Consider the following 13,785-nt stretch of genomic DNA (forward strand, 5'->3'; position numbering starts at 1 on the left):
ATGAGAACTATTTTTATAAATACTGTAAATAGTAATGATTGTCATTACAATACGGGGATAAACGCATGTCGAAAAAGCGTAAAGGGGGAGAAAACTCCTTGTTGTTCGATTGATCATTTTAGGTGTGACGGCCGCCAGCAGCGGATCGCCGCCTGGAAGGCAGGTAAATCATGTCCAATGCAGGGGTGCATCAACAAATCGGGGTTCTCTACAGCGAGCACCACAACTGGCTGGCCGGCTGGCTCAGCCAGAAACTGAAATGCCGCTATCTGGGCGCAGACCTCGCCCAAGACACGTTCGTGCGCCTGTTTTCCGGGCGGCTGCCGGGCAACCTGGACAACCCCAAGGCCTACCTGACGACGGTGGCCAAAGGGGTCGTCAATACCTATCTGCGCCGCAAGAATCTTGAGCAAGCCTATCTGGAAGCGCTCGCCGCCGCGCCGGAGCCGGTGCAGCCCTCGCCTGAGGAACGCTTGTTGGTCCTGGAGGTATTGACCGACATAGACAGGATCCTCGACGGTCTGCCGGCCAAGGTAAAACAGGTCTTTCTGCTGGCCCAGCTGGACGGCCTTCCCTATGCCGACATCTGCGATTTGCTGGGCGTGTCGCTGGCGACGGTAAAGCGCTACATGGTCAAGGCCTATAGTCATTGCCTGCGCGTGGTTTAGGGCGGGCCGAATGATGATGGAGCAAGCCCCACGCCAGCCACTATCCGAGGAAATTCTCCAGGAGGCCGCCACCTGGCTGATGGAGATGCACGATGGCCCGTTGACGCCCAAGGAGCGTGCTCGCTTCAACCAATGGCGCCAGCGCAGCGCCGAGCACGAGATGGCTTGGCAAAAGGCCTCGGTGCTGCTCGACAAGTTGAAAGGCGTGCCGGCGCCGGGGGCGGTGGCGCTCAAGGCGGCATCGGCGCCCTCACGCCGCGCGGCCGTCAAAACGCTGGCGCTAGTGCTGGCCGCAGGTCCAGCCGCATGGGCGGCGTACCGCTTGTCGCCCTGGCCCGGCCGGGGCGACGCGGTGGTGACGGAGCGCGGCGGGCAGCGTGACCTGCTGCTGGAGGACGGCACAAAAATCACCTTGAACACGTCGACCCGGATCCAGGTCCGCTACAGCGATGAGATGCGCCGCGTGCGCTTGCTGCAGGGGGAGATCTTGGTCGCCACCGCAACGGATAACCGCAGCCCGGCCCGGCCGTTCATCGTGGAAACGGCCGAGGGCCGACTGCAGCCGCTCGGTACGCGCTTTACCGCCAGGCAACTGGATGGGCGCTCGCATGTTGCGGTGTATGAGGGCGCGGTGGAACTCGTTCCTGCGGACGCGCCCGCCGAAAAACGGCTTGTCCCGGCAGGGTACCAGGCCGCCTTCTCCGCGCATGCCGTGGAACCCGCAACGCAGTGCAGCGAGCTGGGCCTGGCCTGGACCACTGGCATGCTGGTGGTCGACCAGATGCCGCTTGCGGCCTTTGCGGGAGAGCTGGGGCGCTACCGCGCGGGGCTGCTGCAGGTCGATTCCGGTGTCGGGAAACTGCCCGTCTCCGGCGTATTCCCATTGGCAGACACGACGGCCAGCCTGACGCTGCTTGAGCAGACCATGCCGGTGCGCATCCACTATTTCACCCGTTACTGGGCGCGCATTGTGTCCAAATAGCCATTTCGCCGCCACGGTCGACGTCACGGAAATTTTTTTCGGAAAAGCTGAGCCATTTTCAACGTTCGTTGGGCATACCAGTGAAGACGCTCAATTCGGACATTGAAAGGTTCAGTATGAATTACCCAGAAAACCCCGGGAAAGCAGTGTGTAAACGGCCGGATGAAAGGCCGGCTGACGCGGCATTGATGCGCAAATCGGCGATGGCGGTAGCCGTTCATTGGGCTGCCGCGGCGATGGCGATGTCGTCGCTGGCCTGGATGGCCCCGGCGGCCGCCGCGGAAACCGCCAGCGCCGCGCAAAGCTTCAGCATCGCCCCAGGTCCGCTGGCACAGGCGTTGCCGGCATTCGCCGCGCACGCTGGCGTGCCTTTGTCATTTGATGGCCGGCTGCTGGAAGGCAAAACCAGTCCCGGGCTGACGGGCACTTACTCCGTCGATGAGGGTTTTTCCCGCCTGTTGCAGGGAACCGGTCTCCAGGCGCAGCGCCTGCCCGGCGGCGGCTATACCGTCAAGACGCCCACGCTTGCGCCGGGCGCCTCCATCGGCGAGCTGCAACCGATTGAAATCAGCGCGCAACGCACCAGCAGCACCATCATCCGGCCGACGCGCCAGAGCAATGTCATTGAGCGCGAAGAGCTCAATGAGCTGCGCCAGTCGTCCGATAGCCTGGCAACCGTGCTTGGCAAGATTGTTCCCGGCATGGCCGATTCCAGCCACACGATCACGGACTACGGGCAAACGCTGCGCGGCCGGAACACATTGGTCCTGGTTGACGGCATTCCGCTCAATACCAACCGCGATTCATCCCGCAACATGGCCACGCTGAACCTGGCCAGCATCGACAAGGTCGAGGTGCTGCGCGGGAGCAGCGCCATTTATGGCGCTGGCGCCGCCGGCGGCATGATCGCCGTGACCACCCGTCCCGCCGGCGGCGAACCGTATGCCGAGACTACCTTCACGCTGAAATCCGCGCTGTCCCGCCTTGGGAGCGACGGCCTCGGCGGCGAGGTGAACCACTATATGTCCGGCTCCAGCGGTGCGGTGGACTATGCGTTCAACGTCGGCTACCAGCATGTGGGCGGCTCCTTCGATGGCAAAGGCAAGCGCATTGCGCCCGAACCCAGCCAGGGCGACCTGTTCGATAGCGACAACTACACCCTGGGCGGGAAACTGGGCTTTCGCATCGACAAGAACCAGCGCTTGCAGTTGTCTGTCAGCCGCTACGTCGCGGAACAGGACAGCGCCTACGGCTCGGATCCGGCGGTAGCGAAACTGCCGGCAGGCGCCGCCGTCGCGCGTCCCCTGGATGGCTTGCAGCTGGCGGAGCAGAACCAGATCAAGAATACCCTGGTGAGCATGGATTACCAGAACCAGGATGTCTTGGGCAGCACACTGTCGGCCCAGCTGTACTACCGCGACTACTTCACCCGTTTTACCCCTTTCGATGCGCGCGCGGTTTCCACGCGCGGCAACAATGTCGACCAGGTGATGCAGAACTCCCACGTACTTGGCGGCCGCGCTACCTTGAATACGCCGCTGGGTGACAAGACCAAGCTGCTCTGGGGCCTGGACTTCAACCAGGAGCGCAGCGACATGCCGGATGACATCTTCAACGCCGCAGCGTACGACGCAAGCGGCGGCAGCGTCTTCCAACGCACCGGAACCCTGATCTATATGCCGTTGCTGACCACCCGCTCCATTGGCAGCTTTGCCCAGCTCCAACACAAAATCAATGAGCAATGGTCGATTGAGGCAGGCTTGCGCTATGAGCGCGCCTACGCCAGCTACGACGATTTCATCCCGTTGTCGCAGAGCAAAGCAGCCTCTCCGCAAAAGGTTCGCGGCGGTTCGGTTTCCTTCAGTTCCTGGATGAGCAATGCCGGCATCGTATTCAAGCCTGTCGCCGGACACGAAGTCTATGCCTCGTTCAGCCAGGGCTTCCAGCTTCCCGACATCGGCGTGCAGATCCGCAATGCCACCCCGGCCTTTAATATTTCGTCCTCCTCCCTTGAGCCGGTGAAGACCAACAGCTACGAGCTGGGATGGCGCGGCGCGTTCGGCAACGTCCTCGGCAACCTGGCGATATTTCACACCACCTCCAAGCTGGGCGATATCCAGAGCTTCAACAATGGCCTGATCCTGACCCGCACCGCGGAAAAGATTTCCGGCATCGAAGCCGGCGCCGACTATCTGCCGGACGACTCGGCATGGGGCGGCGGCGCGACGTACGCAATGATGTGGGGGCGCGAGACTGCGCAGGGCAGCGCCAGCGACCAGGTGATGAGCGGTTACCGCATCCCGCCGATGAAGCTCACGGCCTATTTGCAATACAAGCCGAATAGCAAATGGAGCAATCGCCTGCAGGCGAGCTATTTCGCTTCACGCGATTACCGCCTCAACGGACAAACGGCGTTTGGCCGCCGGGAGGTCGGCAGCTATACCACCGTCGACCTGGTGAGCCGGTATCAGCTCACGCCCAAGGACACGGTTTCCCTGGGGATAGAGAACCTGCTTAACCGGTACTACATCCCGGCCTACAGCCAGCTCATGCGCAACAGCAATAACACCAGCCGCCTGCCAGGCTCCGGGGCGGTGATGAGCGTGAGCTACAGCCATCGCTGGTGATACTCCCGAAAGAAAAGCTGCCTGCATCGTTGCGGGCAGCTTTTATTCTGGCGTGATTTACCAGTCTTGCCTGCCCTTCGATATGCTGCTGCGCAGCTACTCAGGGCGAACGGAGTCTGGACTCCACAAACCTCCACAAACGAAAATGCCGTTCAGCGCTTAACTGAACGGCATGACGATGTCGGCTGGAACTTTGTCCTTGCGCATGATTACTCACCACTGAATCTTCCACGAGACCGAGAGGGCAGCGTGCGGTCTGTACACATGAAAGAGAGCAAGGCATGGTACATCCCTATATCGGCAACTTCACGCCAGCCTATCCGGCCAACGATCAGATGGCAGGCATCAATCAGCCGCACGCCAATGCCGGCACGCGCCAGCCGCCGCAGCCTGTCGTGCGTAAGCCCGTACCCGTACCTGTACCCGGATCCGGACTGAGCCAGGCCATGGGGCATCGCGCGCGAGGCAATTTCATCGAACAGGTCCGTCGCGACCAGACCCGGGAAGGACAACAGCGCAGCCATGGCCTGAGTGACCGGGGAACTCCCCGCGTGACCTACGGGGTCGCCAGCGCGCCATCCGGCGATCGCGATGAGCTGCATTTCTGGTCGCCTCTGCCGGCTGCCGCGCGCTCGGCCTCGCCGGTGGACGATTCCACGCCCGAGGGAATCGCAGCTGCAATCGAGACATTGCTGCGCGCCAGGAAATCCGGCATCCCCGTACTGGATGCTCCCAGGCCGCAGTTCGTGACGGGAACGCACCACCTGACCCCCGCGTCGCAACAACGCCTGGCCGAGCAGTTTGCTGAAATCAAGACATTGCGCAAGAAGATTTCAGGCTATTTGGATAAGCTGGACATGGATAGCCAGCTGGTGCAGGCGATGCAAACGCGAGGTCTTTCGGTAGCCGATTCGGAACGGCAGATCGAAGACCTGGTCGCCAGATGCAATGAGCGGTCCGACGCGATCGCCGCCCTGCGGGCGCATGACATGGTGCAGGTATCTTCTCATCCTGCGGCGAACTGGCTGGCGCAACAGCTGATGGGTTCGCAAGAGACCCGCGATACGCTCAATATCTACCTTAGCGACACCGAGCCGCTGGAATTGCAGGTGAATCGCAATCGCCAGATGCAGCTTCGCCGCGAACTCAGCGGGATGAGCGTGGAGCGGGAGCGCAACGGAATGGCGCAGCAGGCCCTGGAACGAAAAATCGAGGGGCTTCGTGGGACGGTTGCGGCCCTGGAGCGCGCGGTTGCGTTGCCTCCCGGTAGCCAGGCCCGGCCGCAACCCGAGCTGTGGGCGCAGTTGATGTCCGGGCGCGCGGAACTGGCGCAGGCGCAGCACCAGCTGCATCAGCTCGTCGAGCAGGGGAAGCAGCAATGGCAGGCGCACGAGCAGCTCAAGGAACGGGTGGATACATTGGCAAGACGGATCACGGAATTGGAACGCCGCGTACCGCCTGTTCGTATCCCCGCCGATGAAGCCGCGTCAGAAATGACTACCGAGGCGGTGGCACGCTACCTCAGTCGGCAGTATGAACCGCTAAGACCTCACCTGCATGCATTGCGCGAGGAACTTGAGCGGCTGTTGCCGGAAGATGGCGCCGCTACTCCCGAGCGGCGGCAACTGGTCATATTGCGCAAGCAGATCGGGCAAACGCTGGAGGCGGCCGGAAAGGCTGAATACGGGTATGTCACACATATGCTGGAACAAGCGCATGCCAACGGTCTTGCACCTGGGATCGTCTATTCGCCGCAAGCAGCGAAGAGTCTGAGTACCCGCATGGTGCATTACGAAGACCATAGCGCCATACGGCGCGAACCCATTGAACTGACCAAGGCCCGCAGCCATTACGTTGAACAACAGGAAAGGCATCGCCAGGCCTACGTGAGCCTGCGGCAGGCGAAGAGGAATGCTATTGAAAGCGGGAGACCTGTCGAGGCACGGCTTGTCAGCGACACCCAGGATCTGGAGCGGCAGATGGCGATGGCCAAGGCAAACTATGTTGCGCTGCAAGCCGTGGAAGATGCGGAAATGCCTGCCTTGCAGGCAATGGCCCAGCGCAATCGCGAGCTGAGGCAATTAAGCGAACATACCCTGTATTCCATGCTCGACGATAAGCTGACGTCCTTGCGGCAACAAGGATATGCGTCATTGGCGGCGGTGCCTCCGCCCAAGCCCGCCATCGATGACATGGACTATCTGGCCCAACGCTATCACGTCCGCCTGAGCCAACTGGAACAGGCGCCCGAAGAGAATCGCCAGCATATCGCCGCACTGAAGGAAAAGCTGGCGTTTCTCGCGCCGGTGAGGACGTGACGAGCGCGGCTGACCGGCTGTTTTTGGCATGAACGATCCTGATCTGCAAGGACCAACCACATTCGCAAAGCGGGGAGTTCATGATACTTGTGCTTGCCTCGACCGATAGTGGGCGATAGTGGAAGGGCAGGTCGCGGCGCCAGTTCTCCGGTGAACAGAGATTCGAGTGGTCAGCAGGCGCGTCGAAACGAGAACTGCGAATAATGTTTCGCCAGCAGTTGCAGCATCTCGGGTTCGGTCAAGGGCGGGCCGTCGACCTTGATGCGGGCCGGGAAGAACGTACAGCGTTGGGGTTCGATCTTGCCCGCCAGGATGGGGCTGGCGGAAATCGCCGCCGTCACCGCGTAGGGAAAGATCGCATCGGTGTGCGCCAGGTCCGATTTCATCACCAGCCCGGCGCGGATCTGGGTGACGGCCGAATTGTCGGCGATACAGACCACATAGACGTTATCAATGTTGCCATAGTCCCTGGGATCGACCTGGTATATGCAGTGCGTGGCAGATTGGTCGGCGTCGAACAGGCAGTCCATCAAAGGCATGGCAAACGCCGCCGAAAATACTTTTCCCATCGTCATTCTCCTTTTCAAGTCGTCACGGCCGCGCGTCGATCAAGGCGGCGCCCGCGTTCAGAATGTTTCCGTGATGCCCTGCGGTAGCCGGATACCGCCACTGACGATGCGCAGGAACAGTTCTCCGCTGTGGGCCGGGTCGCTACCTTGCGGCAGCAGGGCCACCGGCGCGTTATAGGATTCGGTGCGGGAGCCCCGCTCGCTGGCGATCGCGGCGCTGGCGCTCACGGGAGCGACACTCACGGGAGCGGCGCGCAGCGTGAGCCTGCCATCCACGTAACGCATCACATAGTTGTTCGAACTCAGGCCCGACACCCCGATGCGGTATTGTCCCGCCTGGATTGCGCCTTGCGCATTGCCGCCATATACCAGGGCGCCGGTCAGCGAAGCTGCGTTGTCGCCGCCGACGAAGCCGCTGTAGCCCACGCCGTTGCCGCCGGCCCACGGCGTGCCGGCAGTGGCGGCTGCATCATTGGCGGTGACGATCAGGGTGGCGGGGGAAATGCGCAGGCCGGCGCCGGCGATGGCGATGTCGTAGCCCTCCTGGCCGGAATACAGGCCCCCCAGGCTGAGCGTCCCGGCGCCGGTGCTGTAGTAGCCCGCGTCGCGCGCGGCGCTGGTATAGGTCAATGCGCCCGACAGGACTGCGCCATTGCTGGCGGTATAGCTCAGGGTGCCGCCGGCGGTGCCGTCATAGTCGCGCACGCCGTCAACGGGGGTGACGGTGGTCGGGCGCAGGAAGCTGCGCAACAGCGGCAGCGTATTGCCGTCATAGATCCGCCACTGGCTGCTGCCGGTGCTGTTGCCGATGTCCCAGCCGGCCGCAGCGTAGGTCGAGGCCAGGCTGGCCTGGCCCGCCGTCAGGCCGCGTGTGAGGGCATCGATGGCGCCGTCGTTGCCGCCGTATCCGGGGCCATTGGCATCCAGCCAGAACGATGACCGGATGCTTGAAACCGCTCCGTTGTAGCCCACCAGCGCGCCCTGGTAAGCGACTGCGGCATGGACTGCTCCGCTGGCGTAGCTGGTGGAGATGGTGGCGCCCGCTACGTTGTAGCCTGCCAGCCCGCCCACGTATTCATCGCCGCTGACGTTGCCCGAGGCGTAGCTGTTGACCACCGTGCCGCTGTTGGAACCCACCAGCCCGCCGGCGAAGCGCCCGCCGCCGACGGCACCGCCGCCCACCGAATCGACGATCCAGCCGGAGCTGGCGCCGGCTACTCCGCCTACGTTGGTCACGCCGTAGACGGTCGCCGTGTTGATGATGTGTTCGCTGCGGGTATAGTTTTGCCCGGCCACGCCGCCGACGTTGTTGCCGCCCGAGACATTGCCGCTCACGCGCACGTTATAGATCTCGCCGAAGCTGCTGCCGACGGCGCCGCCGACGTTTTCGTTGCCGCTGATGTTGACGTTGGCCAGGTTCAGGTTGCGCACCATGCTGCCGCCGCTGGTGTAGCCGATGAAGCCTACCGCGTTGCTGGATGGCCGCTGTATCGTCAGGCCCGACACCGTATGTCCCAGGCCATCGAAGACGCCGCGAAACTCCGCGCCCCAGGCGCCCAGCGGGACGAAGCCCAGCCCGCCGTTCCAGCTGGCCGTGGCGCTCGCATCGATATTGCTGCCCAGCGCAAAGTAGCGGGTGGTGACATTGTCCAGGCTGGCGTTGACGGCTTGCAGCGTGGCCAGGTCATTGATCACGGTGTAGCTGTTGCCGGCGATGGACAAGGTCGGATTGCTGCCCGACAGCGTGACAGCGGCGTCGCTGACGGTGAAGCGACCGGAGCCACTGGCGGCGCTGCCGCCGTTGGCGGTGTTGGGATTGATGACCAGTCCGGCATGGTTGCCGGTGGCCGTGACATCGGCCAGCACCTTGACATCGTTGGCCGCCGTCAGTGTCAGCGTGGTGTCGGCGCTCCAGCTGACGCGGTCGGTCACCAACAGGTCGCCGCGTCCGGCGCTGCTGCCGCTGCTGCTCTGCAAGACCACATTGCTGGCGTTGAGGCTGGCGCCCAAGGCGGCGCCGCTGATGTCGCCGCCGCTGGCGGCCACCTTGAAATCCACCGGGTCGATCAGCCAGGTGCCGGTGGCGCCGGCGGCGGCGCGAGTGTCGATTCGCACGTCGTCGGCCACCTGCACGCGGGCGGCGCTGGTCTCGATGAAGCCGCCATCGCCATTGCCATTGGTGGAGGATGCATCGAGTGTGCCGCCTACCTTGACCAGGCCGTTCTGCATGTCGCCCATCAGGACGATCTCGCCGTGGCGCCGCTCGACGCTGCGCGCCTGGATCACGCCGGTGTTGTTGACCACCGCCTGCGTCAGCGCGTCAGCCGCTTGCGCACTCAATAGCACGGTGCCGCCATCGGCTACGATCAGCTGGCGGTTCTGCGCCAGCGCCTGCGCGGTGCCCCGGTCGATGCGCACCTGCAGCAGGCCATCGCCATTGAAATCGAGCGTCATGGCGCTGCCGGCGGCCAGCGTCACATTGCCCAGCCGCGCCGTGAGCGTGCCGTCGTTGCTGACCTGGCCGCCCAGCAGGGCGATGAAACCGCCATCGGCGGCCGTGATCCGGCCGCGATTGGTGACGTTGCCGGCATTGCCGCTCAAGCGCAGTTTGCCATTCATGAAATCCTGGTCCGACAGACCGAAGGTGGAGGCCACCAGGCCGCCGACGTTGACGCTGGCGCCGGCGCCGAACAGGATGCCGTTGGGGTTGATCAGGAACACCCTGCCGTTGGCGTTGAGATTGCCGAATATCTCGCTGGCGCCGCTGCCCAGTACCCGGTTCAGTGCGATCGCCTCGCGCGAGGGCTGCACGAAGTTGACGCTTTCCCCGGCGGCGATGTTGAAGCTGTTCCAGTTGATGGCCAGCTTGTCGCTGCCCTGGGTGATGGTGGTGACGGCGCCATTGCTGGCGATATTGCCGCTGCCTGCGCTGATCGCCCCGCCGGTGGGGGCGGCGTTGGCGGCGGCGGCCAGCAGTAGCAGGGGAAACAGGGCGGGGTAGCCGTAGGCACGGCCGGCGTCACAAGGGAGTCGAGGCATGATGTGTTCCTGTGAGGGGCGATCGGAGGGGAGTCAGAAGCTCTTTGCCAGTTGCAGCCAGAAGCGCGGCAACTTGTCGGGTTCGGAAGTGGCCGGCGGGCCGGTGCGCCAGGCCAGCGTCGCTTGCAAGCGGTATCCTTGCGGGTGGCTCCAGCGCGTTCCCAGTCCGATACCGGAAAGATTGCGCAGGTTGGCGCCATCGCTGGCCAGCGGGCTGTGGTTCAGGCGCCCGCGTGCGGCATCGGCAAAGGCAAACGCCTGCCATTGGAGGGCCAGCGCGCGGCGCAGCTCGACGTTGAGCATGACGGCGTCGTCGGCCGGGGCTTCGCCGGAGGGGTAGGCACGCACGGCGTAGGGGCCGCCCATCGAGAATTTCTGTGCCGAATCCAGATTGCCCGCGGCATATTGGGCGCTCAGTTGAAGCAAGCCCTCCCATTGCGATCCCAACGCCTGCAGCCGGGTGGCCTGCAGGCTGCCATAGGAAAAACGGCCTTCGGTACGGTGCCCGACCCGGTCGTCGGCGATATCCGCAGCGGGCAGTTGCAGACGGCCCAGCGTCACGCCCAGCAGTGCCCGACTTTGCCCGCCGCCCAGCCAGCCGTCAGCGCTGTCTGCCGTCACTGCGGTAGTGGCGGTATCGATGCGTTTGTTACGACGCGAATCGATGAGGCCGATGCGATCATTGAAGCGCTTGGTTTCCAGGCGCAACTGCAATCCCACATTGAGGCGGCGGCTGCGTACCAGTGGATAGGCCAGGACTGCAGATCCCAGCCGCGCGCTACCGGATGCATCGAGCCGTGAAAAGTCGGCGCCCACCCGATACGCCATGACCGCATACGAAACATTGACGGTGGCGCCGGCCGCGCCCAGAGGCAACTGGTAAGCCAGGCGGCCGTAGTTGAATCCGCTGCCGGCGCTGATGGCGTTGAACTGCAACTGGTCGCCGATGCCCAGCGGATTGTTGAGTGCCAATGCCGCATTGGCATGCACGGCGCCCGTGTAGCGATTGCCGTGGTTGTCCAGGCTGACTTCGCCTTCGGCATTGCGCTCATCGGCCACCTGCACTTCGAGGTCGGTGCTGCCCACCGAGCTGCCCGGGGTCAAGGCCGAGCGCAGCGCCACGCCCGGCAGGTCGTTGATCAGCAGCAGTTCCCGTTCCAGCCGGGTGCCGACCAGCGGCAAGCCCAGGCCGATCCGGTCCAGTCGTTGCCGCAGCGCGGCGTTGTCCATCCGTGATGCGTTATGCAGTCGGATTTCGCCCAGACGTCCTTCCAGCACCAGCAGACGCACCAGGCCCTGGTCCAGTTGCTGGGCAGGCAGATAGGCGCGCGCCAGCAGGTAGCCATGTTCGCGGTAAAAGCGGGTGATGCGAACGGTGGCTTCATCGAGCGTGGCCAGGCTGCGCTCCGGGCCGACCAGGTCTTGCAACAGCCGGGCCAGGAGGTCTGGTGAAAATGCCATGGCGCCTTCGATACGAAAACCGCTCACGGAAAATCTTTCCCGACCGATGTCTGCCGGCAACGGTGCGGCGCCGAGCGGCGCTTCGGCCGGCAGGCTCTGGTTGCCCGGCGCGACCAATGGCTGCGCCGGGCGCAGGTCGCGTAGCAGTTCGCCGGCGCCCGGCAGGCTCTGTCCGTGGGCCGCCGAGGCGGCCAGGCTCAGCATCGGGCCGATGGCCCATAACGTGCGTCGGAACCTTTTGCGATCATCCGCACGCAAGCCGGCGGACCACTCCCCTGTTGTGTTGATTGAGGCAACCACGTCGCTTCCCCTTTTTATCGCCGGGCGAGAAAGCCTGGCTGTCGACACTGCCGGTTTTGTTGCGCCTGTTTATTCAGGGCCGGCGCGTCGAGGCGCTGGCGTGAAAATACTGTAGGACAATTCGCCAATCGAATGTCTCAACATTCCTCACGCCGGGGAACCGATGTAAAAGTGCTATCGCACGGCACTGGAGGGCGCCGGACGCGGCTGGTCGCATTCCTCGAACACCAGGTCGACATTGGGATGGGATGGCGTGCCTCCCGGCAGCCAGCGCAGGCTTTTGACCGCCATCCAGAGATGCAGGGAGGCAATCCACTCGCTTTCGCTATAGGCATGACGCGAGATTTCTCCGGTGCGATGGGCAACCTTGCAGCGCACCTTGATATGGACGTTGTAATTGCCGCGCAGCGTCCAATAGCTCACGTTGGGGTTATCGCTGCAACTCATTGGCGTCGGTTGCCTGAAGACGACTCCCGGGACGTAACCAGCCCGAAAGAGTTCTTCTTCGCTCAACCGCGCTGCTCGCAGCAGGGTGATGAAACCGTCAGCATCGGGATACATCGTGGAACTGCTGGTGCGAAGGTTGGCAAGTCCCGAAACGAACGTCTTGAAGTAAGGCGCGAAAGTGTCGATGACCTCAAGGTTTTGCTCACGCAACGCCTGGTTCAATTCATTGGAGCTGACGGTATAGGTGCGCACCGCAATCATGTCGCGCAGGTCGCCGTCGATGCCGTCGTTCCGCATCGCCTCCTCGACTTCTTTTGCATATTGCTCATACAGTTTTCGGCATTCTGCGGGTGGGGTGTAGACCATCTTGTGGCGCAGGATGCGACCGCTTTCGAACAAAGCGCGAAAGTCCTCGCGGTCCTGTTCGCTGGCACGGTAGCCGGGTGAGATGCCAAGATGGGCGAAGACATCGAACACAGGCCCATCGCCCCCGGCTGCGCGCCGTGCAAACTCCCGCACGATGCGCTGGCGCTGCGGCTCGAAAAGGATACTGCGGGTCTGCTCGTGGCGTTGCTCCAGTTCGGTATGATCGTCCGCCGGGGCCTGCATATGACGATCGTTGATCAGGTCGAGATAGCGGCTTAGTGCCACATGCAATTGCGGCGTCAAATCCTGGCGTAGACCGATGTCGCATCGCTGGTACTGGATGAGCGTGGCTTCCAGGTGCGACAGCAACAGTTGCGGTGCTTGTGGCGAGTCGTTATCGACCGTCAGGCTCTGTTCGGCATGGGCAAACAGCGGTTTGGCGAAATCGGTGCCGTCCAGTCTGTCGGATTCGATCAGTTCTTCCTTGATAGCATCCATTGCCCGACGCAGCTCGACAAGCGCATCGAAGTTGGGCGAGCGCCCGCATTGCAGATAGGCATGTATGGCCAGTTCCATCTCTTGCTGCTGCAGCGGCGGCAGCGTCTCGAACAGCGCACGGATAGCCTGCGGCCGCGGCGCCGGCGCCGGCGCCGACTGGACGACGGCCAAGGACACGTCGGCAGATCCGACCGGAGGGGTATTGCGGATAGGTATGGAGCGGAACATGTTCGAGCCTCCAATAAAAAACGGCGCCCGCGGGCGCCGTCATCAAGTTCAGTACATGCTGAAATAATGTTATGGATAGACGCCGAACAGGTCGTCGACGTCGTATTTCCGGTGGGCGCCGGCAGCAGGGGCCGGGTTGCCTGGCTGCGCTTGCGCTGCAGCCGTGTAGTGTTGATCTTCCTCACGCGAAGCGTCAGGCAAGACCGGCGATGTCGTCTGCGGTTTCACTTTGCTCCTTTGATCGGTGAGTCTGGCTTGTCTGGTCCGGCCGTTGCGTTCCCC

8 protein-coding genes are annotated in these 13,785 nt (G+C 63.1%); 4 read left to right on the forward strand and 4 right to left on the reverse strand.

The window, feature by feature from the left end; translation table 11 throughout:
* Positions 1–170 precede the first annotated feature (170 nt).
* From FB598_RS01340 to FB598_RS01355, 4 genes are all read left to right on the forward strand, one after another.
* Complete coding sequence (locus tag FB598_RS01340; protein WP_141911892.1) at positions 171–668, forward strand: sigma-70 family RNA polymerase sigma factor; 498 nt, start codon at positions 171–173, stop codon at positions 666–668.
* Positions 669–678: 10 nt separating this feature from the next.
* Positions 679–1,650 carry a FecR domain-containing protein gene (locus FB598_RS01345; RefSeq protein WP_255463928.1) on the forward strand — a complete coding sequence of 324 codons (972 nt, stop codon included), beginning with the start codon at positions 679–681 and terminating at the stop codon, positions 1,648–1,650.
* A gap of 203 nt (positions 1,651–1,853) precedes the next feature.
* Complete coding sequence (locus tag FB598_RS01350; protein ID WP_370454676.1) at positions 1,854–4,277, forward strand: TonB-dependent siderophore receptor; 2,424 nt, start codon at positions 1,854–1,856, stop codon at positions 4,275–4,277.
* Positions 4,278–4,558: 281 nt separating this feature from the next.
* On the forward strand, positions 4,559–6,595 hold the full coding sequence (locus FB598_RS01355) for a hypothetical protein (protein WP_141911896.1): 2,037 nt from the start codon (positions 4,559–4,561) through the stop codon (positions 6,593–6,595).
* A gap of 170 nt (positions 6,596–6,765) precedes the next feature.
* Here the strand turns inward: FB598_RS01355 and FB598_RS01360 are convergent, their stop codons facing one another.
* From FB598_RS01360 to FB598_RS01375, 4 genes are all read right to left on the reverse strand, one after another.
* Positions 6,766–7,164, reverse strand: a complete 399-nt coding sequence (locus tag FB598_RS01360; RefSeq protein ID WP_141911898.1) for a hypothetical protein — start codon at positions 7,162–7,164, stop codon at positions 6,766–6,768.
* Between the two features lie 57 nt (positions 7,165–7,221).
* The gene (locus FB598_RS01365; RefSeq protein ID WP_141911900.1) at positions 7,222–10,203 is read right to left on the reverse strand and encodes a filamentous hemagglutinin N-terminal domain-containing protein; all 2,982 of its coding nucleotides are present in this window, start codon (positions 10,201–10,203) and stop codon (positions 7,222–7,224) included.
* A 33-nt stretch (positions 10,204–10,236) separates the two neighbouring features.
* Entirely contained in the window at positions 10,237–11,868 is a 1,632-nt protein-coding gene (locus tag FB598_RS01370) for a ShlB/FhaC/HecB family hemolysin secretion/activation protein (protein WP_141911902.1), read from the reverse strand.
* Positions 11,869–12,138: 270 nt separating this feature from the next.
* A complete protein-coding gene (locus FB598_RS01375) occupies positions 12,139–13,503 on the reverse strand; it encodes a hypothetical protein (RefSeq protein ID WP_141911904.1) in 1,365 nt (454 codons plus the stop codon).
* Positions 13,504–13,785 lie beyond the last annotated feature (282 nt).

Source organism: Herbaspirillum sp. SJZ106, from assembly GCF_006715495.1.
Taxonomy (GTDB): Bacteria; Pseudomonadota; Gammaproteobacteria; order Burkholderiales; family Burkholderiaceae_D; genus Herbaspirillum.